The 19,711-nt window shown below is 38.4% G+C and carries 20 protein-coding genes; 9 read left to right on the forward strand and 11 right to left on the reverse strand.

The features are described 5' to 3' along the window. The first annotated feature begins 165 nt into the window (after positions 1-165). The 3 genes from EGS47_RS09100 (at position 166) to EGS47_RS09110 (ending at position 2,895) form a co-directional block, all read left to right on the forward strand. A complete protein-coding gene (locus tag EGS47_RS09100; protein WP_005001924.1) occupies positions 166-1,575 on the forward strand; it encodes an FAD-binding oxidoreductase in 1,410 nt (469 codons plus the stop codon). Between the two features lie 98 nt (positions 1,576-1,673). After that, positions 1,674-2,042 (forward strand): hypothetical protein, encoded by a 369-nt coding sequence (locus tag EGS47_RS09105; RefSeq protein WP_005001925.1) that lies wholly within the window; start codon positions 1,674-1,676, stop codon positions 2,040-2,042. Positions 2,043-2,130: 88 nt separating this feature from the next. After that, the gene (locus EGS47_RS09110) at positions 2,131-2,895 is read left to right on the forward strand and encodes a DNA polymerase beta superfamily protein (protein WP_005001928.1); all 765 of its coding nucleotides are present in this window, start codon (positions 2,131-2,133) and stop codon (positions 2,893-2,895) included. A gap of 29 nt (positions 2,896-2,924) precedes the next feature. Here EGS47_RS09110 and EGS47_RS09115 read toward each other — a convergent pair whose 3' ends face one another. Together EGS47_RS09115 and EGS47_RS09120 are read right to left on the reverse strand one after the other, a co-directional pair. Then, a complete protein-coding gene (locus EGS47_RS09115; RefSeq protein WP_005001930.1) occupies positions 2,925-3,239 on the reverse strand; it encodes a putative quinol monooxygenase in 315 nt (104 codons plus the stop codon). A 1-nt stretch (position 3,240) separates the two neighbouring features. After that, positions 3,241-3,843, reverse strand: coding sequence for an NAD(P)H-dependent oxidoreductase (locus tag EGS47_RS09120; RefSeq protein WP_005001932.1), 603 nt, complete (start codon positions 3,841-3,843; stop codon positions 3,241-3,243). 511 nt (positions 3,844-4,354) lie between these two features. Between EGS47_RS09120 and EGS47_RS09125 the strand changes: the two genes are divergently transcribed. Next, positions 4,355-5,584, forward strand: a complete 1,230-nt coding sequence (locus EGS47_RS09125; RefSeq protein ID WP_005001934.1) for an MFS transporter — start codon at positions 4,355-4,357, stop codon at positions 5,582-5,584. Positions 5,585-5,644: 60 nt separating this feature from the next. Here the strand turns inward: EGS47_RS09125 and EGS47_RS09130 are convergent, their stop codons facing one another. The 6 genes from EGS47_RS09130 to EGS47_RS09155 all read right to left on the reverse strand — a co-directional run bounded on the left by EGS47_RS09130 (position 5,645) and on the right by EGS47_RS09155 (position 12,438). Continuing rightward, the gene (locus tag EGS47_RS09130) at positions 5,645-5,932 is read right to left on the reverse strand and encodes a DUF3817 domain-containing protein (protein ID WP_005001936.1); all 288 of its coding nucleotides are present in this window, start codon (positions 5,930-5,932) and stop codon (positions 5,645-5,647) included. 71 nt (positions 5,933-6,003) lie between these two features. Further along, positions 6,004-8,154 carry a YccS family putative transporter gene (gene yccS, locus EGS47_RS09135; protein WP_005001937.1) on the reverse strand — a complete coding sequence of 717 codons (2,151 nt, stop codon included), beginning with the start codon at positions 8,152-8,154 and terminating at the stop codon, positions 6,004-6,006. Positions 8,155-8,275: 121 nt separating this feature from the next. Continuing rightward, the gene (locus EGS47_RS09140) at positions 8,276-8,887 is read right to left on the reverse strand and encodes an NAD(P)-dependent oxidoreductase (RefSeq protein ID WP_005001939.1); all 612 of its coding nucleotides are present in this window, start codon (positions 8,885-8,887) and stop codon (positions 8,276-8,278) included. A gap of 398 nt (positions 8,888-9,285) precedes the next feature. Next, on the reverse strand, positions 9,286-10,299 hold the full coding sequence (locus EGS47_RS09145; protein ID WP_005001941.1) for a DUF4238 domain-containing protein: 1,014 nt from the start codon (positions 10,297-10,299) through the stop codon (positions 9,286-9,288). Positions 10,300-10,547: 248 nt separating this feature from the next. Further along, positions 10,548-11,657: an AI-2E family transporter gene (locus tag EGS47_RS09150; protein ID WP_005001943.1), complete on the reverse strand. Its 1,110-nt coding sequence runs from the start codon at positions 11,655-11,657 to the stop codon at positions 10,548-10,550. A gap of 136 nt (positions 11,658-11,793) precedes the next feature. Beyond that, positions 11,794-12,438 (reverse strand): ParA family protein, encoded by a 645-nt coding sequence (locus EGS47_RS09155; protein WP_005001945.1) that lies wholly within the window; start codon positions 12,436-12,438, stop codon positions 11,794-11,796. A 153-nt stretch (positions 12,439-12,591) separates the two neighbouring features. Here EGS47_RS09155 and EGS47_RS09160 point away from each other — a divergent pair, with 153 nt between their 5' ends. Further along, entirely contained in the window at positions 12,592-13,059 is a 468-nt protein-coding gene (locus EGS47_RS09160; protein ID WP_004995192.1) for a Holliday junction resolvase-like protein, read from the forward strand. Between the two features lie 203 nt (positions 13,060-13,262). Then, a complete protein-coding gene (locus EGS47_RS09165) occupies positions 13,263-13,823 on the forward strand; it encodes a hypothetical protein (RefSeq protein ID WP_005001946.1) in 561 nt (186 codons plus the stop codon). A gap of 82 nt (positions 13,824-13,905) precedes the next feature. On the opposite strand, the gene EGS47_RS09170 is transcribed toward EGS47_RS09165, so the two are convergent. After that, positions 13,906-14,475, reverse strand: a complete 570-nt coding sequence (locus tag EGS47_RS09170) for a hypothetical protein (RefSeq protein ID WP_005001947.1) — start codon at positions 14,473-14,475, stop codon at positions 13,906-13,908. Positions 14,476-14,505: 30 nt separating this feature from the next. Next, complete coding sequence (locus EGS47_RS09175; RefSeq protein ID WP_005001949.1) at positions 14,506-15,276, reverse strand: class I SAM-dependent methyltransferase; 771 nt, start codon at positions 15,274-15,276, stop codon at positions 14,506-14,508. A gap of 202 nt (positions 15,277-15,478) precedes the next feature. Here EGS47_RS09175 and EGS47_RS09180 point away from each other — a divergent pair, with 202 nt between their 5' ends. From EGS47_RS09180 to EGS47_RS09190, 3 genes are all read left to right on the forward strand, one after another. Then, positions 15,479-16,327: an aldo/keto reductase gene (locus EGS47_RS09180; RefSeq protein ID WP_005001950.1), complete on the forward strand. Its 849-nt coding sequence runs from the start codon at positions 15,479-15,481 to the stop codon at positions 16,325-16,327. Positions 16,328-16,454: 127 nt separating this feature from the next. Continuing rightward, a complete protein-coding gene (locus tag EGS47_RS09185) occupies positions 16,455-17,357 on the forward strand; it encodes a siderophore-interacting protein (RefSeq protein ID WP_005001953.1) in 903 nt (300 codons plus the stop codon). 320 nt (positions 17,358-17,677) lie between these two features. Beyond that, a complete protein-coding gene (locus EGS47_RS09190) occupies positions 17,678-18,949 on the forward strand; it encodes a hypothetical protein (RefSeq protein ID WP_005001957.1) in 1,272 nt (423 codons plus the stop codon). Between the two features lie 116 nt (positions 18,950-19,065). Here EGS47_RS09190 and EGS47_RS09195 read toward each other — a convergent pair whose 3' ends face one another. After that, positions 19,066-19,653 (reverse strand): hypothetical protein, encoded by a 588-nt coding sequence (locus EGS47_RS09195; RefSeq protein WP_005001960.1) that lies wholly within the window; start codon positions 19,651-19,653, stop codon positions 19,066-19,068. Positions 19,654-19,711 lie beyond the last annotated feature (58 nt).

A 19,711-nucleotide genomic window follows, 5' to 3' on the forward strand; every position in this document is an offset into this window, starting at 1 on the left:
TGCTTTATCCAGCGCCTGCTTACATGTAAAATAAGATGAATATTTGGTAAAACACCAAACGCTTTTAGAAATTTGTGAGTCATGCTGAAACTTGTGTATGTGATTGCAGTACAATTTTCAAATTTCTTAACCCCACCTGTTTATTTCTTGCTAGGCCTGTAAACGATGAATGCTCCAGTCGCTTTAACACCTGAGTTACTTACCCAATTAACTGCGATCGTCGGTGAAAACCGAATTAAAACCGATGCGGATAGTCTTGAAAATTGGGGACGCGATCATACCAAGCATTTTGATCCAAACCCATCAGTCATCGTTTTTCCATCAAGTACTGAGCAGGTTCAAGCCATCGTAAAATTGGCCAATCAATTTCATGTGGCCATTACACCATCAGGTGGTCGCACAGGTTTATCGGCAGGTGCAGTTGCGACCAACGGTGAAATTGTCATTAGTATGGACAAGATGAACCAGATTCTGGAATTCTTCCCAGCAGATCGTATGGTACGTGTGCAGGCAGGGGTCGTGACTGAGCAATTGCAGAATTATGCTGAAGAACAGGGCATGTATTATCCTGTTGATTTTGCTTCGGCAGGTTCAAGTCAAATTGGTGGCAATATTGGCACCAATGCAGGCGGCATCAAGGTTATTAAATACGGTATGACACGTAACTGGGTACTGGGTCTGACTGTGGTGACAGGCAAGGGTGATATTCTACGCTTAAATAAAGGCATGGTTAAAAATGCCACAGGCTATGCGCTACAACATTTATTTATTGGCGGAGAAGGAACATTAGGTTTAGTCACTGAAGCTGAAATTAAACTTGAGCGTCAACCCCAAAATCTACAAGTTCTAGTTTTGGGTGTGCCTGATTTTGATGCCGTGATGCCTGTATTGCATGCATTCCAGAAAGAAATTGACCTGACTGCATTTGAGTTCTTTGGTGAGCTGGCGATGCAAAAAGTGTTAGATCGTGGTCATGTACAACGTCCTTTTGAAACACAATGTCCATTTTATGTGTTACTTGAATTTGAAGCACCGTATGAGCCGATTATGGACAAAGCCATGCAGATTTTTGAACATTGCATGGAGCAAGGTTGGGTGCTTGATGGGGTGATGAGCCAAAGTCTGGATCAAGTTGAAAGCTTGTGGCGTTTACGTGAAGATATTTCTGAGTCGATTGCACCGTTTATTCCTTACAAAAACGACATTTCAGTTTTGATCACGCATGTGCCTGCATTTATTAAAGAAATTGATGCCATTGTGCAGGATAATTATCCAGACTTTGAAATTTGCTGGTTTGGTCATATCGGTGATGGCAACTTGCACTTAAATATTTTAAAACCTGAAAATTTAAGCAAAGATGAATTTTTCGCTAAATGTCAGGTGGTGAATAAGTATGTGTTTGAAACAGTGAAAAAATATGATGGTTCAATTTCGGCTGAACATGGTGTAGGAATGACCAAAAAACCGTATTTGGAATATTCACGTTCACCTGAAGAAATTGGTTATATGAAAGCCTTGAAATTGGCATTTGATCCGAACGGTATTATGAATCCAGGTAAATTGTTTGATTTATAAAATGACAAACTGTAGAAGCTACATAGTTTCTACAGTGTAATTGAGATTGGCGTAGCATCATAAAGCTACGCCTTTTGTTTTTTAGATGTGTGAAAAAGATGTTACGTTTAATTGCGATTTCAGGATTATGTTTGGGACTGATGACGGGTTGTGCCACAACCACTAAATTGATGTCATTGGGTGGGGGTGAAAGCCCAATGCAACAGGTTTTAAAAGCACAACCTGAAATTAGTAAAGAACATCAAAACACCTCGATTCAGCAAGTGTTTAATCGTGTTGAATCTCCTACTGTTTCCAGAATTACGGTCATCCAAACGGGTTTAATGGATGATTCGGTTTCTGCGATTAAGACTGAATATTTATTTAAGTTAAATGATAAAAAGTGGCAGTTGCAAAATAAACAGCAGAGTTATCAATGTGCCAGAGGCAAGAATACTCGAGGTTTTCAAAGTGCGTTATGTTCTTAGAACTTTGAGCATTATTGCTTGAATAAATAAGAATTTTTAGGTAAAAGCATATCGCAAGATATGCTTTTTTTATGAGAATTTTATAATAATGAACATCCATCACGAAATTGAAAAACTGTTCCAACAGCGTCAAGACATTCCATTATTTTATATTGAAAGTGGTAGCCGTTTATGGGGTATGGCAAGTCCTGACAGTGACTATGATGTGCGTGGCTTCCATTTACCCAGTAAAGATCAGTATTTTGATTATAAAAAGCATCGTGATCTGATAGAAATCATGGATGGAGATTTTGACTTTGTTTCTTATGATTTAGATAAAATGTTTGGTCTGCTCGCTAAAAGTAATCCCACGGTGCTCGAATGGGTACGAGCGCATATTGTGTATTTTAATGCTTTTCCAGAATGGGAAAGTTTCCGCAATGGATTGCTTGAACGAACTGACTATAGTGCGCTATATCACCACTACTTATCACTAGCAAAAGGTGGGATGAAAGTGATGCAAACCGCAGATAATTTTACTTATAAAAAAGTATTTTATTCGATTCGTGGTTTGATGTCAGCAGAGTTAGCAACTCAGGAAATCATGCCTGAATTATTGATTACCGACTTATTTACACAAGTCTCTGAGCATGATCCACTACGTCATTGGGCAGAAGATTATTTAGAAATTAAAAAGCAGCAGAAAGAAAAAGCCCAGCTTCCAGAAGTAGAGCAAACAGCTATTCTTCAGTTACTGCAAACGAAAATTGAGCAGTTGGCTGCTAAAGAGATGAAAAAATCTGATCATCGTGAGGGCTTAGAACGTTATCTGACAGAATATAGTCGTCATTTGAAGCAGTATTATTATCAGTAGAAGTAAGCTTCTACTGATCGTTTTTAATTTTAAAAACCACTTTCCAAAATACGAACTTTGACATCCACCACATGATCTTTGATCGCTTCAAAATGTCGCTGCATATGTGCAGTTTGCATATGCGCTTCGAGATGCGCTGTGCTTTGCCATTTTTCTAGCATCACAATTAAGTTTGGATATTGAGTTTGCATTTCAAGTGCAGGTAAATGATCAATCAAAGTCTCGTAACCATAACAACCATCTTCAGCCAAAACTGTTGGTGTGATTTTTTGAAAAGCACCTAAAACAGCTTGGCGATGTTCCGTAGCTGCATGGGTGCGAATTTCGGCAATAATCGTCAACATGTTATTTTCCTTCTTTATTTTTAGTTGTAAAAACTTGATCTAAATGGGCTTTATAAGCGTCGAGATAGCTTGGTACATCTGGCATTTTAATCACATCATTGGCAATAAATGTTGGCAGCGACTGCATACCTAAAAATTGATTGGCTTTATGAAAAGGTAAATACACGCCATCTACACCCACGCCTTCAAAGAATTGTTCAGGATCCGTAAATGCTTGCATAGGGGCATTCCATGTTAACGACAACATGTATTTTTTACCCTGAATCAAACCGCCTGAACCATATTTTTTAGCAGTATCCGAACGGCTGCGTCCATCATTGGCATAAAGCACACCATGACCAATGGTAAATACATCATCGATATATTTTTTCATGGTCCACGGTGCACCCATCCACCAACCTGGCATTTGATAAATTACAACATCTGCCCACACATATTTATCTATTTCAGCTTGAATATCATAGTCACAGTCCGTCCGCGTTACTTTGATGTCATGACCTAACTGGGTTAAATGACGTTGCGCAAAATCGGTTAAGGTATCATTCAATTGTCCATTGGAATGTGCAAATGCTTTAGCACCGTTGATGATTAAGATATGACTCACGGGAGAACCTGATTTTTAAAATTCATGATAGTCAATATAGAGTGTTTATTGGTTCTAAAAAATGCATGAATCTGCAAAATATTATTGCTTAAAAATCAATAATTATTTATAGGAATTTGCGTGCTGTTTATTTCTTAACTCAAACTGTGGATAATTTCGCATTTACTCACAGTCACAATATGCATAATCTGTGGTTAAATTTTAAAAAAAATTGAAAGAAATAATAATGTTGTGCTTGATTTAACATTTTAATATCGACGCTGAAAATAAAAAATGTTATGTTTATCGCAGATTTTTCTATAAATCTTGGTCATCTAATTTGATCTCAATCTCAGGTTTTTATTCTCTCCTCAAAATTCAGACACTTTGTGAATACAGTGTTTTATTGCTGAATACTCAGCATATCAAAAATTCAACTCTCTAAAACTCAATGTTTGTCATTGGGCTGGCGCATATTGATTAGAAAATAATGTTCAGCTTGCAAACAGACATCTTGAATAAGTAGATCACAATGCAAAATATGCAAACGACAACATTAAATCGTCAGACCTTAATGTTTCCGCTGGCTTTGGTTCTGTTTGAACTTGCGGTTTATATTGGCAATGATTTAATTCAGCCAGCGATGCTGGCCATTACACAGGATTTTGGTGTCAGTTCGACATGGGCACCCTCATCAATGTCCTTTTATTTATTGGGTGGAGCAAGTGTAGCTTGGTTGCTCGGCCCCCTTTCTGATCGTTTAGGTCGTAAAAAGGTTTTATTAACTGGAGTATTATTTTTTGGCGTCTGTTGTTTACTCATTTTATTGACACAAAATATGGCGCAATTTCTGATCTTGCGCTTTTTACAAGGTATTGGTTTGACTGTGATAGCTGCGGTCGGTTATGCCGCTATTCAGGAAACTTTTGCTGAACGTGATGCGATTAAAGTAATGGCATTAATGGCCAATATTTCCCTACTTGCACCTTTACTTGGGCCAGTGCTAGGTGCTTTTCTGATTGATTCTGTGTCATGGCACTGGGGTTTTGTTGCAATTGCCTTGTTGGCATTTATCAGTTGGTTTGGATTAAAAGCCAAAATGCCAAGTCAGCAGCAGAGTGTGACGCGTCAACCGTTTATTTATCTGTTTGATGATTTAAAAAAAGTCTTTACCGATAAAAAGTTTTTAGGTCTTACTCTGGCATTGCCTTTGGTGAGTTTGCCGTTAATGTTATGGATTGCATTGTCCCCTGTGATGTTGGTGGAAGAACTCAAGTTTAGTAGTGTGCAATATGGCTTGGCACAGTTCCCCGTTTTTATCGGGCTGATTTTGGGCAATATTGTGCTGATTAAGATTATGGATCGTTATCCTTTGGGAGCCACCATTCTCAAAGGCTTACCTATAATGCTATTAGGCACTGTTATCTTAGTGATCGGGGCAATCTGGCAATACTATCTGGTGCCATGTTTATTAATCGGCATGACCTTGATTAGTTTTGGTGAAGGCATTAGTTTTTCGGTGATGTATCGTTTTGCTTTGATGTCATCTGAGATGAGTAAAGGCACAGTTGCGGCAGCAGTGTCGATGTTACTGATGTTAAGCTTCTTTGGAATTATTGAACTGGTGCGCGAACTCTATGTCCATTTTCATATTATGGCATTTAGTCTCGCCTCTTTTGTTTTGATTGCGATTTGGTTTTTACAACCCAAGCAAGTTTTGCTTAAATTGATGCAGCAACGTAGGCAGGAAGGGCAGTTTTAAGCAAAGAGCGAATCTTCGGGTTCACTCTTTTTATCGCGAAATTATTTTTTTCTAAGCAACTTAGTTTTGGTTTGATTGTTTTAATTTATGATCAAATACAAAAGGGCCAAACGGTAAAATCGACGCGATCAAACCTAAAATAAACATATGAATCGACCATTTCATCCGTTGGCATACCACCAATAAAACGACGATAAATAAAATAAACAGTAAACCATGCCCCATACCGACATATTTGACCCACATTGGATTATCCCAAATATATTTCATTGGCATGGCAATAAACAGGAGCAATAAAAAAGACCAACCTTCTAAAAATCCAACAATGCGTAAAGTTTTGACGTTCATCATTCGCTCAAAAAATATAAACAAAGACCGAGTGTAGCCTAGATCGGTTGAAAGCTGAACAACAACAGAGGCTATTTAATTTCCATTGATAATAGTTTGTTTTGCAGCATCAGTAATTCAGGTAAGGTTTCGAGCAATAAACTCATTTGTTTTAAAATCAACATGAGGTCATCCGATGTCGAATCCTGTTCAGAAAGTTGCCGAATTTCTAATAATTTGTGTTCAATTTCTTGAGTAGGAAGTGTTTTTTGTTCCAATAAAGTCTGTTGCAGGGTATGAGTACACCAGATCAATAAATCCATGACTTCCCGATCATTGATTTTTTCTCGATGGCTACCGAGCGCTGAAATATAACTGAGCTGACTATGGCTATAAACCAGATAGCGAAATGCAGAATGAATCAACGCCTGATTCGGTTGCGGTTCTGCACTCAAGCTGGAAATCATACTGGAAAGTTCAGTTTGAGCATTATGTGCCAAACGCCTTGCAGTACGATACTCAACACTATTGGTACAGCCAAACTGGTATTGATTTAGCACTGCATTTAAGTAGTTCATACTCGCTTGGCTGCTTTTTTTAATATTGTTGGAAATATTGCGAAAGTTCCAGTCTGGCCAGATAAAACTCACGGCAAACCATGCGATACCACAGCCGATGAGGGTATCCAAAATACGTGGGGCAATAATGCTATAACCAAAGCCTTTAAGGTTAAAAATCAGTAAAACCATTAAGGTCGCCATTGAAGTCGCAAGCGCATATTTTTTTTGACGTAGATAGAAAAAATATACGCCACAAATCACGGTGATGATCAGTTGACCTTCGACACTTGGCACAAAATAAAGAATTGGCAGACCTAAAATGACTCCAAGTAAAGTACCTAAAGTTCTTAGTTTTAAACGACTTTTGGTCGCGAAATAAGTCACCTGACAGACAAATAAACTGGTCAGAACAATCCAGTAACCATTTTGCGCAAAGGGTAAAAGTGATACCAGTGAACCTGTGGCAAAGACAAACGCGATGCGTGTTGCATGGCGAAATAGCGCAGATTTTGGAGTAAGATGCTGCTTGAATTTAAGCCATAAATCTTTGATACCGTGAATATCATCATCCAATAAGTTTAAATTATCGACATGCTGTTCAAAACGATAGGCATAGGTAAATTGCACATCCTGTAAATGACTGAGTTGGTCGTGCAAATCTTTTAAGTTTTTAACGATTAATTTTAGATTTTTGACTTCAGTATTATATGGATGATCCTGTATCCAGTCCTGTAATGAAAGTTCCAGATTTTCTAAAGCATGTGTGGGATCATGAATTGGCGTAAATCCCTCATTTCGCAAAATACATTCAGATAATTGCTGGCAGGAAAGCGCCAAAAGCCGAATATTCTTTTGAAAGCGAAAGATCAGATCACTGCGGCTAAAATTGTGTGGGATCTGTTCATAGTGTAAATAATTGGCACTCACTTTCTCGTGAATATCTTGCGCGACAAAATATAAATGCAGCCAGTAGATGCTGTTTTTATTAACCCGTGAGGCTTTCAGTCGAGTCAGTAATGAGGCTTTTGTGGTATTGAGATATTGAACCACTTGCGCATTTTCGTTTGAGAGTTCAAATAATAATGGCTCAACATTGTCTTTGTTATCAGGGTCAAAGAGTCGGGCTTTGGTCATCAACACATCAGACAAATGGCTAAAGACTTGCGAAAGATTATCCTGAACAGGCAGTGTAGGTTTAATCAGAAAAAAGACAATTGAGGTAATGCCGTACCAAATCACGCCGTACACAAAATAGACGGGTTGTTGATACCAGTGCTGATATTCACCTAAACCAAATAAACTGTAGATTGAAATTAAAATGGTACCAAACGAAATGGTAGCGTAGCGCTGACCAAGTGAACCTAATAAAATTAAAAAACCACTCGAAAGTGATAAGTATACAATCAGTAGAAATTTATAAGGTGCTAAAAACTCTAAAATACTGCTGACCGCAAAAAACAATACAGCCACATAAAACAAATTTCGAAGTCGAATGCTTAAGCGATCATCAAAGTCGGTCAATGCTGTCGCAATCGCACCGAGTGTAACTGGAACGATCAACTCATCATGTCCAAGCCAACGCAAGCCAAGCGTTGTTCCTGTCAGAACAATAAAAATTTGAAAGCAATAAACCAGTGTCGCATTAAAATTATAATGTTTGAAGAAACGGGTGAGGCCATTCATGAATTGGGAGGATTTCATTAATATTTTTATTGAGGTTGGGCTTTTTTTAAAAGCCTGTCAATCCTGATTCAACAAAAAGGAAGCGAATGATTCGCTTCCTTTGCAAAAATGATTTACGACCTTAATAACCCACGGTAAAACGTTGCTGGATATGATTGTTTTGTTCAAGCTCATCAGCGAGTGCCACCGCAAAATCTTCAGCCGAGATTTTACTGCCTTCTTCGCCGATCAAAAGCTCATCTTTACCTAAGCGAAATTCACCTGTACGTTTACCCGGACCAAATTCAGCAGAAGGCGAAATAAAGGTCCAGTCAAGATCATCGATTTCTTTGAGTTTATCTAGAAATATTGCGGCTGCTTTGGCTTCTGGTTTATAAGCATCAGGAAAATCAGGCGTATCCAAAACACGAATATTTTGATGAGGCACATGTAAACTTCCCGCACCACCAACGATCAAATAACGTTTTACTTTGGAGTCACGTACCGCTTCAATTAATGCATGAGCATCTAAGCCCTGAAAACGAACAGCACTAATCACCGCATCTTGTCCTTTTAATGCATCTACTAAGGCATCGTGATCATTTAAATCGACATCAACTGCCATGACGCGTTCAGTATCTGCTACTTTGTGCGTATCTCGCGCAATGGCTTTGACATAGTGACCACGTGAAACCAGTTCTTCCAAAATACGTGAACCTGCCATACCTGTTGCACCAATTAAAGCGATTTTCATTGTTAGCCTCTTTATTTTCTGTCAAAAATTTAACTTAAGTTTGAATTACAGTGACTTCTATCATGCCCATCTGGCATGTAAGTTGCGTTCGTTTTCTGTCCATACGCTGTAACAGTTTGGATATAAGTGTTGGAGTATCAATAAAAAATTTAAGCGAGATGGTAATTTTGATAAGGACAGATAGGTGAGGTTATAGAAAGCTATAAAAGGATCGATGGAATCGTTTAATGTACCTAACTCAAAGTGATGGCGTATTGCTTAAAATAATCGGCTGGGAATGTGAAGAATTAATAGAAAACCGTTTCAGTATGCTGAAGTCTGGAATGAATTAACTTAAGATATTGATGTAAAATAAAATTTTAAGGGCTTCGTATGAGTTGTATTATGTTAAATTAGCATTAATTCTTTGTTTTATTACCTTGATTATTTTTTATTTCTTTTAGGAATTTTAGTCTTTTTCCAATAAATGTCTTGTATATTTTTAATTGGGTCTCAGTGGTACCAATAATGTATTGATCCGCATCAAAAGCTAATTTTCTATTAACTTCCTTAACAAAATCTATAGATACGTAATTTATACCTTTTTTAAAGCGATCGGATCTATTGATCATATATCCAAGTTTAGGAGAAATAGCATAAAAAAAGTCTGCTTCATCTTCGGATGGAGCAACTATAGCATTTTCATTTATTGCTTCATGCACGTTAATAATTGGATGATCAGAGGTTATAAAATCTTCATTTGTTTCATTGATTAATAGACAGTGTTTATCAATTTTTCTTGTTTCAAAAAAACTTTTCCCTAAATTCATGCCAAGCATATAACTAATGAACCACCAAGATTCTTTATAGATTTTCTGTAACTGTTCATTTTCTTGACTGGCTATAATTTTATCTCTAAATGGTTTTGTTCTAGCAATTTGGTGCCCCCAATAGCTCATGAATCTACAGATATTTTGGAGGTCGTCTAAAACTGTTAAATCATGGCTCTGTAAGCCTTTTAGGACGACTTCAACATCTCTCTCATGTGCCGTATGCAGGTTTTCTATTGTATTGCTCTTAAACGCTTCAAGATGAACTAGAACTTTCTTGTCTCTTTTTCCTGATTTTATATATAGCGACTCTATTTCTTGTAATTGTAAAAATGACTCTAGATAGAGTTTATGATGCTTTTGTAGTTCCTCTGGTGAATTTTTTGATATAAATAAAATTAGCTGTAAATGTTGATCAGTAATATACTGGTATCTATAGAAGTCTTTTTCTTTAGCAATTGCTTTAACACTGTCATTTGCGATTTTTAGTTTTTTAGTTGTATACCATACACTAGAACTATTTAAGGACCAATTCTTTAAGTAAGCCGCCCATACATAATGATTCTCTCTTTTTAACTCTAATTGCTTAGGTGTTAATTCCATTTTTTTAAGCGCCACTTTAAAGAATTATTAAAATTAACAGAATACGGTTTATGCGAAATGCTTTTGTAAGCCCCAAATAAAAATGTCTAGTCGATGATGCCTATCAACACCATAGACTAGATATAAATAACAATTGAATCAAGATCAATTTAATTTTACATATAGAAGTCTAAGTAAAGAAAAGGGTGAATTCGATTGATGATTAATCTTTTCAACCCTTCGCTTGTAGACTCTAAAATATTCAAAAATTAAATTTTAGGATCGTCCAGATCATCATAAATCATGGTGGTTTTCGGCATTGGTTCAGGTTCAATATTTTCATGTAACCATTCACGCCAGATCGCAAGCAAAATCGCCAAAATCACAGGGCCGATAAATAATCCGACCAAACCAAAACTCGCCAAACCACCTAAGACACCAAACATAATGAGTAAGAATGGAATCTTGGTTGCACCTGAAATCACCAAAGGGCGAATCACATTATCGGAAGTACTGACGATACAAACACCCCATAGCATCACACCAATCGCACCCATCATATGATCTTGGGAAAACAACCAAAGGGCGACAGAGGTATATGCCACAGGCGTTCCAAAAGGAATCAAAGCCAATAAAAAGGTGACAATGGTCAAAACCATTGGATTTGGCACACCTGCTACAAAATAACTGAGTCCTGCTAAAATTGCCTGAGCCACTGCGGTTAAACCAACACCGTAAACAACTGCACGAGTGGTTTCAGAAATGGTGTCCAGATAATGATGAACCCGTGGCCCGATGACCATTTCCATGGCTTTACTGACCTGACTTAAAATAATCGGCCCATCACGGTAAAAGAAATAGAGTGATAAAAGTGCAAAACCCAATTTAACCAGATTTCGGCTAATTTCACTTAAAACAAAACGCCCATAGCCCATATGCCCCTGAATCCACGCGGCTACATTTTGGGTAATACTATTAGGGTCATTATTGATGTCATTGAGGATCCGTGAAACTTCCTTTCCAATAATCGGCAGTTCACGAATAAAATCTGGAACATCTAAATGACCTGAGAAAATTTGTTTTTGTAGTTCAAAAAAAAGATTGCGACCTTCGTGTTGCAGCATAAATATGCCAAAGGTCAGCGGTACACCAATCACCAAAATAATCAGTAAAATCATGAGCGAGGCATTCAGATTTGGGCGATGCACTCCACACAAACGCTGTACCCACAGATAAATTGGCCAAGTCATATAGGCAATAATGGCCGCCCAAACCACAGGAACAATAAAGTATTTTAGGATATTAAATCCCAAAAAAAGCAGGATAATGAGTAATCCGAACAATAAAGCTCGTTGTAACGTGGGCGCGTATTGTTGCACTGAACTCTCTATGTATTAAATATTAGGCAAATTATCTTAACTGAAAAAAAACCATCCGAAAATAAATGTTGAGTTTCATTACGTTGTTAAAATGAATGCCAACATTTTCTGTAGCTTATAAACCTGCAGCCTGTGCTTAAAACCATTCAGTCGGATCTTCAATTAAAGTATCGAGCAGCGGTTGCCATTGTGCTTGTAACAACAAAAAATTCTTTTGAGATCGATCAAAAATACTCAAACCCTGCATGGCCAATTGACCATAAGCACTACGTTCAGAAATTGTAGCGACAGGCTGTTGTTCGATTTTTTCAAAAAACTGCTGAATATCTTTACTACTTGAGGTATTGGCTTTCATACGATTGGCTACTAAATGAATTCCAACCTTGCCTTTGCGAATTCGTTTAATATCCTGTAAATGTTTTAAAAAACGCTTGGTACTATCAATATCAAAAAAAGAAGGTTGAAGTGGCGTGACAATCGCATGCGCTTCACTAATCAGTTGTTCAGCCTGTTCACCTGATAAGGCACCTGGCGCATCAATAATCAGATAATCGATATTTTTAGGCGCATCTCCAATGGATTTTTCATGACGCCAGTCCAAACTCTGAATCGTTGCTGCGGTCTTTGGTCGCTGTTTGAGCCATTGCAGCGCTGATTTTTGATTATCCGCATCGGCTAGCGCAACTTTATATCCTTTTTGCGCCAGTGCCGAAGCCAGTGTAATTGCTGTAATGGTTTTACCACATCCGCCTTTTTGATTTGCTATAAGTATCGTTTTCATGCCCGAGATATATTCTTGATTTACTGGATTAGATTAGCATCTTTTTAGCATTGAAAGGTTACACATGACAAAAGTCTTCAGCTTATTTAAAGTGTTTAAACGTTAAAATATTTAGACCTTAAATTATGAACCAAATTTAGAGTAGGTAAATTCATGTCCATCTGGATGGCAATGTTAATAGGAGCATGTATTGGTGTCATCATCACCACCTTGATTCTTTCAAATACTCGAAATGGACGTATTCGGGCAGAATATGAACAATATATTAGCGAACTTGAGCTTGAACATCAGCAGGCTTTGGCGCAGGCACAAAAGCGCAGTGTAAATACCAGTCGTGCAGTCTTAAAAGGCAAAATGGCGGAACAGCTTGCCCCGATTATGCCAGAATTTCGTTATCTGCCGAGTGATGCCAAATTTCTAGGTGATCCAGTGGATTATGTGGTATTTGATGGTTATACCGACTTCCGTGATGGTGAAGGTCGAGCTGAAGATATCGAAGTGATTCTGATGGATATTAAAAGTGGAGGCGCACGACTCACTAAAGGTCAGCAAGCGATTGCACAAGCGGTGCAAGAAGGTCGAGTCCGTTTCGAAACACTTAGAATTGATTTTGACGATTAGGTGAATCAATGATTTTTCTGCGATCTAATGCTATTTATTATGGTCTATTTGCATCTGAAGATGAGAGTTCGGCGTGTCTTTTCGCCACAAAAAGAGACTAAATTTGTCTTTATTGTTACCCAATTTTGCAAATTTTTATTAAATTTAAGCCTATGATAAAAAGATCAAAATGAATATTGTGATGTTTTAGTGGAGGAGTTGATATGCTCAAGCAGATAGGTATCGGATTGATTGTGGCATTGAGTATTGGGCAGGTGACTGCCTCGACTTCCAGTGACTACAACATTGCGCGAGGATTGGCTCCAGCGGTTAAAGGTCAGTCTATTTCAGTGTTAAAACCTTTTAATGGTGATTTTCGTATTTTGGGTTCTAAACAATATCGTAATGATGAACAGGCAAAATTCTCTCCGATCGATTTTGCTGTCAGTTATGGTTTATTTGCGCATCCTGAAATTGCCTCACAAATTAAAATTAATCAGTACGATCGCTATCTAAATTGGAGTATGCAAACACTCCCTGTGCCGCCAGATCAGGCCATGAAACTGGTGTCGAATATGCATATTATTCCTGCTAACCCAGATATTGCTAAACAGATTACCCAAGTCAAACGTGGTGATTTGGTTCGATTGAAAGGTGAATTGGTTGAAGTCAAGGATAATAATCTGGTGTGGACGTCATCGCTTGCTCCCGGCGGTGTGGGTGATGGAGCTTGTGAAGTATTTCGAGTGCATTCGATTCAGTGGATTGAGCGTCAAAAAATTTAATCGCCTGCTCAGGCCTTAAAAAATGATTTGCAGCGACACAGCTCTTTTGAATAATGTCGCTGCTTTCGTTTCTATGTGGTTTTTATGCTGGCTTTTGTTGGTCTTTCCAGTGTTTTAATTGTTCCTGAGCATGTAAATAATCACTCAGATCTTGCACATTGATTGCGGCTTTTTTCTGATTCTGAGCATTGGCAGAACTGGTTTGTTCATTGATTAACTTGCCCTGATTTTCCCAGTATTGATATAACAATCCCTGAATATACCGTCCTTGTGCTGTTTTTAAATCTAAATCTTTTAGCATGGTCAGTGCCGACTGAATATGATCGAGTTTACGGTTACGTTCAAATTCAGGGGTTAAGCTTCCATCCTGTTGCATTTTTGCTAGTTCATTGTCCATATCATCCGTCATGGCAGTGAATTTTTCATCAAACTCATCTAACAACGCAATGTCATGAGTATCTTGTTCTGTCGTAGGAAACTCTTTGATCGGTGGTGTTTTTAACTGATCTACATTTGCTTGATGTTCATAGGTCTGTTGTTCAGTTGATGGTGCTGTTTTGCTTTGATCATTTTTATTACATGCACTGAGTAGCAATGTACTACCTAAAACCAAAGCCAATATCTGCAAGGGCTTATTATTTTGGATGCTCATGATGTTTTCCTTATTGAGTTTTGATTAGCATTAGATTTTTTTAAAGTGGTAAGCGTAGGTGATATAAGGGAATTCAATCTCATCCTGTGGTTGTTTACCCGTGAATTCATAGACGACTTGTTCAAATTGTTGTTTCAGTTCGAGCTGTTGTTTTTCAGTCATCGCAGCAATAAAACTGGTGGACAGCAAGCGTTGACTCACCACTTGCTCAACGGTCCCTTTTTGAACTTGAGAATAAACTTTGACACTTTCGAGTCGAAATAAAAATTGATGCTCGAATACTTTTTTCCAGTCGCCACTGTGATAACGAGGGGTATCTTGTTCTAACAGTTGCAATATATCTGCCAGTGCCTTGACCCAGTTGACTTCAATATCACGTTGATTCCAGATCAACCCTAAATGCCCATCAATTTTGAGAAGTTGATAGATTTCATTGAGTGTTTCGATATTGGCAAACCAATGAAATGACTGCGCACATAGCACCGCATCGATGCTTTGAGGGGGCAATGGAATTTCAGTGCTATGGGCGTCGAGTGTTTTAACGTCAGGGTGTGCAAGGCTCAACTGTTCACGCATAGCTTGAACAGGTTCAACCGCAATAATATCTGAGGTCACTTGCTCAAGATAAGGGATGAATTTACCTGTGCCAGCACCTAAATCCACAACACACGAGCTTTGATCTAATTGCAACTCCTGCTTTAGCCAGTTCACAATTTCATTTGGATAATCAGGTCGAACCTGTTGGTAGAGTTCGGCAGCCTGACTAAATCCTTGCTGTGCAGCATGATGAATCGGTTTCATAAGCGTTGACCCAAAATCGTCTTTTTTTAATGCAAATAATCTCTTGCTATTATGAACCCTGTATCTATAAGACGCGTTTAGAAAATAGCATTTTTCATACAATTCGATGAGTTTTATAACATTTTTATATGCGGATACAGCAGAGCTGTAGGGTTTTACATGTTAAAACTTTAATACAATGCATACCTAAAAGAGTGAAAAAATGACTCAGCAGATTAAAATTCCTTCTTTAAAACTTCATGATGGACATCAGATTCCTGCACTTGGCTTCGGTACTTATACATTAAAAGGCAAAGCAGGGGTTGACGTCATGTTACGTGCTTTGAACAATGGTTATCGTCTGTTGGATTCGGCGTTTAACTACGAAAATGAAGGCGCTGTGGGTGAAGCATTTCGGCAATCTGGATTAGAGCGCAAAGAAGTTTTTATAAGCTCTAAGTTACCAGGCCGTCGTCATCCATATAAACAGGCAATGGAAACCATTGAAGAATCTTTATATCGTATGCAACTGGATTATCTGGATCTCTATCTGATTCACTGGCCAAATCCCAAACAGGGATTATACGTTGAGGCATGGCAAGCGCTGATTGAGGCACAAAAGCAGGGCTTGATCAAATCCATTGGTGTCAGTAATTTTTTGCCTGAGCATATTGATACCTTAAAACGTGAAACAGGTATATTGCCTGTGATTAATCAGGTCGAGCTACATCCCTATTTTAATCAGGCAGCGCAGCGTCAATATGATCAATCCAAGCAGATTTTGACGATGGCGTGGAGTCCTTTGGGGCGGGGCAGTGAGGTCATTAAAAATGACGTGTTGCAGCAGATTGCTCAAGAGCTGAATTATTCGGTGCAGCAAGTGATTTTAAGATGGCAACATCAACTGGGTGTAATCCCGATTCCGAAGGCCAGTAGCGATAAAAACCAATTGGCCAATCAGGAAATTTTTAACTTTAGTCTGAGTGACGAGCAGATGCAGAGAATCACCCAATTGACTCGCGCAGATGGTCGTTTAGCCAATCAAAACCCTGCTGTATATGAGGAATTTTAAAGCTTGGTGATCGGGTTCAGATCATATCTTCTTGATGGAAATGTGAATACAAGTATGATGATGAAATTGATAATCATTATCTTTTGATGCTATATTGAAATGACTTTTCCTATATGAGGATGTGATCATGAATCAGGCACAGCCTTATTTGATTGTGAATATGCAATTAGCTCAAATTCAAAAATTATCCCCAACCCTGACTCGATTTACCTTTCAAGGAGATCAACTGGATCAGGTGTCAAGTTATGCACCTGATCAGCGAGTTAAATTATTTTTTCCCATAATAGGCAATCCTGAACAAACACAATGGATTGAAAATCATGCTGAATGGTATCAGCACTATCGACAGTTGCCTGAACAGCTTCGTCCACCGATGCGTACCTATACCATTCGGCATTTAAGACCGCAACAAAAACAATTGGATATCGATTTTGCCATGCATGGCGCGACAGGGCCTGCATCTACGTGGGCAGAACAGGCAAAGATTGGTGACTATTTACAAATGGCTGCTCCCAATGCGCATTGGCAGGGTGATCAAGCAGGATTTGAATGGCAACCGCCACAACACGCGCGTCAAATTTTACTGATGGCGGATGAAACGGCACTTCCGGCAGTTTCGGGAATTATTGAAGAACTTGTTCAACAAAATACACCGGCACAGGTCAATGTGTATATTGAAATGCCGTCTGAATTAGATCGGATCGCATTCACGCCACATCCGAATATAAAAGTGCAATGGTTTCATCGTGTTCAGGGACAGCAACCTGGACATCATTTGATTGAAACGGTTCAGCAATTATTTAAACCAACACAGCAGCAACAAGTTGAATTAGAAGATATTAATGTCGATGAGCAAATATTGTGGCTGACTAAAAATGAACAGCAAGCACAGCAAACTTTTTATGCATGGGTTGCCGCTGAGTCGGCGGCTGTTTTGGCGATACGCCGTTTTTTAATTCAGGATTGTGGTATTGATAAAAACTGCCTGAATTTTATGGGCTATTGGCGTAAAGGCAAAGTGTTTGATTGAATTCGGTTGAGGCTTAATATTTCAACAGTATTGATGATCATTTTTAGACATTTCAGGCTGAAGATGTGATGATCAACTGCCATGAGTGCAAAATAAAATTGCTGAAATAATATGCAATTTGAATGAATTGTGGATAACTTTTTTAATTTTGCTGATAACTTTTTTGACGTATATGTATATAGGAAGTTTCAACAAGATTGCAACATTGTGGTAGCTTTTGCCCTGTTTTCTTATCTCAGTCTTTATAAAATAACAAGTTCCGCGTTGTTCTGTAGAGCAGGGCGTTTGGAACTGAGCCAGTCATTATTTTTGGTAGCCTAATGGACAAGCAAATTATTTTTGAAGACGAACATATACGGGTTATTTTTCTAAAAGGAACATCTAGCGAACTGGTGATTTCATTTGGAGATTTAATTAGTCGTGCCAAAGGTTTGACCATTAATGCCGAAAAATCCTTAATTAAATATGATTACAACGTCTTGGGTATTATGCCCAAACTTAAATCATGGTTTCCGCAAGCGTCCATGCAACAGATGATGGAAAGTGTACAGCTCATACTGAATCAGTTTGAACATATTGTGGGATATGGTGGTTCGATGGGAGGCTATGCTGCGATTAAATATTCTAAATTGCTGAAAATGAATCGCGTGATTGCTTTTGTTCCCCAATTTAGTATTGATCCACAGCAAGTTGAAGACCGTCGTTATGCCGAGTTTTTTGATGTCAATTTAAATCGCGATATGCAGATTCAAGCGACCGATCTCTCAGCTCAGGCTGAATATATCGTGGTCTATGATCCTTACTATAAAGAAGATCGTGAACATTATTTAAAAATCAAAAAAGTGATTCCAAATTTACTGACCTTAAAACTTCCCTTTACTGGACATGAAGCACTTTCAGTGTTGGCAAGTTCTAGTTTGCTCAATGATTTTATTCGTCATTCATACGATCAAGGCTATTTTTACCAGCAAATGCGCAGTGTAAAGAAAAATAGCAAGTTTTATTATCGTACCGTCATTGCAAATTTGATGTCGCGACACAGTGCCGCACTGGGGCGAATTTTGAGAAATAATGAGCTTCATCTGGATGATCAATATTTTGATGCTAACTTAAAACAACTGATTACTCGTGTCATGTTAAGTCGACGTCAGGTCACAGAACAGGATTTACAAAAACTAGGCATCAAGGTCAATTTGCCGATGTCACAGCAAGAAGCCAATGATCAATTACAGGATAATTTTGGACATCATTTGGTATTTAATCTGATCAGCCATAAGCTTGAAAGCTATTTGGCAGATGCTGTGCAACTCAATAATAAATACCTGATTGGTATTCATGCGAAAAGTAGTGGGATTGTTAAAATTGTCATCAATGCCGAACGTTATATTGTGGCGATGAATGATCGACGAGTCATGAAGTTGTTTAAGGACGACGATGCATTAACAACCGATATGAGTCCGATCCTCATTAAAAAATATGCTGATTATTTTGTGTTGAGTTATAAGCAGTTAAGTCTTAATAGCGATGAACATGGAATATGTACTTTCACTGAAAATTCTATTCAGGATGCAGAAAAGTTTAAAACGATTTAATAATATATTTAAAGCCATTATCCAGATAGGAAAAGGGGATGACTAGTATTCACCTAGGTCATCCCCTTTTCATGTTTTGTGTTATTCCATCCTACAATAATCTTGCGCTTACCGATTTAGTTTGTCGCTGAATTTTGTGGCGCCGTTGGCTGTCTTTCAATCCCAGCTTGCCCCTGAACGCCTAAATTGTGGGTAGACGCATTGGTGGCAACACCCGCATTAGCGTTGACTGAACCCACTTTTACCCCTGCATTTGTATTTGCGCTTATGCCACTATTTGCAGTGTTCTTGCTTGCATTCCAACGAGATTCAGCTTTGGCTTTTTCCTCAGCAGTGAATTTTTCCGTTTTATTTACGGCTTTCTTGGTTCCACGTTTGGTATCCTGCCAAGCTTGTTGGCTTTTATCACCTACTTTCTCTGCGGAATTGACGGTTTTATCTTTGGCACTCACTGCAACATCATGGGTTTTGTGCGCTACATGGCTTCCCGCATCAATCGTGGCATCAGTTGCTTTAACTGCTGTTGAATGAACCGCATGTGCGGTATTGCTAACGCCCTGTGTTACCCCATGGCCAATACGACTAAGAATGCCATCTGATTCGACTTGAGCATTTGCACCAACATTGACAGAAGCATTGCCAGCAAAGATGCTTGCCGAAGCTAAAATACTTGCAGTTAAAATCGCGGTTTTCATCATTTTCATTTTTCTTTCCTTTTGTGAATCCACTCAGCCTGATGATTGAGTGATCGACATTGCTATC

The sequence above is a fragment of the Acinetobacter sp. FDAARGOS_515 genome (genome assembly GCF_003938865.1).
Taxonomy (GTDB): domain Bacteria; phylum Pseudomonadota; class Gammaproteobacteria; order Pseudomonadales; family Moraxellaceae; genus Acinetobacter; species Acinetobacter ursingii.

What these genes read in the sequence shown, in the direction of transcription:
- EGS47_RS09100 (WP_005001924.1), top strand. Translation starts at nt 166, where the DNA reads ATGAATGCTCCAGTCGCTTTAACACCTGAGTTACTTACCCAATTAACT.
- EGS47_RS09105 (WP_005001925.1), top strand. Translation starts at nt 1,674, where the DNA reads ATGTTACGTTTAATTGCGATTTCAGGATTATGTTTGGGACTGATGACG.
- EGS47_RS09110 (WP_005001928.1), top strand. Translation starts at nt 2,131, where the DNA reads ATGAACATCCATCACGAAATTGAAAAACTGTTCCAACAGCGTCAAGAC.
- EGS47_RS09115 (WP_005001930.1), bottom strand. Translation starts at nt 3,239, where the DNA reads ATGTTGACGATTATTGCCGAAATTCGCACCCATGCAGCTACGGAACAT.
- EGS47_RS09125 (WP_005001934.1), top strand. Translation starts at nt 4,355, where the DNA reads ATGCAAAATATGCAAACGACAACATTAAATCGTCAGACCTTAATGTTT.
- EGS47_RS09130 (WP_005001936.1), bottom strand. Translation starts at nt 5,932, where the DNA reads ATGAACGTCAAAACTTTACGCATTGTTGGATTTTTAGAAGGTTGGTCT.
- yccS (WP_005001937.1), bottom strand. Translation starts at nt 8,154, where the DNA reads ATGAATGGCCTCACCCGTTTCTTCAAACATTATAATTTTAATGCGACA.
- EGS47_RS09140 (WP_005001939.1), bottom strand. Translation starts at nt 8,887, where the DNA reads ATGAAAATCGCTTTAATTGGTGCAACAGGTATGGCAGGTTCACGTATT.
- EGS47_RS09145 (WP_005001941.1), bottom strand. Translation starts at nt 10,299, where the DNA reads ATGGAATTAACACCTAAGCAATTAGAGTTAAAAAGAGAGAATCATTAT.
- EGS47_RS09155 (WP_005001945.1), bottom strand. Translation starts at nt 12,438, where the DNA reads ATGAAAACGATACTTATAGCAAATCAAAAAGGCGGATGTGGTAAAACC.
- EGS47_RS09160 (WP_004995192.1), top strand. Translation starts at nt 12,592, where the DNA reads ATGTCCATCTGGATGGCAATGTTAATAGGAGCATGTATTGGTGTCATC.
- EGS47_RS09165 (WP_005001946.1), top strand. Translation starts at nt 13,263, where the DNA reads ATGCTCAAGCAGATAGGTATCGGATTGATTGTGGCATTGAGTATTGGG.
- EGS47_RS09170 (WP_005001947.1), bottom strand. Translation starts at nt 14,475, where the DNA reads ATGAGCATCCAAAATAATAAGCCCTTGCAGATATTGGCTTTGGTTTTA.
- EGS47_RS09175 (WP_005001949.1), bottom strand. Translation starts at nt 15,276, where the DNA reads ATGAAACCGATTCATCATGCTGCACAGCAAGGATTTAGTCAGGCTGCC.
- EGS47_RS09180 (WP_005001950.1), top strand. Translation starts at nt 15,479, where the DNA reads ATGACTCAGCAGATTAAAATTCCTTCTTTAAAACTTCATGATGGACAT.
- EGS47_RS09185 (WP_005001953.1), top strand. Translation starts at nt 16,455, where the DNA reads ATGAATCAGGCACAGCCTTATTTGATTGTGAATATGCAATTAGCTCAA.
- EGS47_RS09190 (WP_005001957.1), top strand. Translation starts at nt 17,678, where the DNA reads ATGGACAAGCAAATTATTTTTGAAGACGAACATATACGGGTTATTTTT.
- EGS47_RS09195 (WP_005001960.1), bottom strand. Translation starts at nt 19,653, where the DNA reads ATGAAAATGATGAAAACCGCGATTTTAACTGCAAGTATTTTAGCTTCG.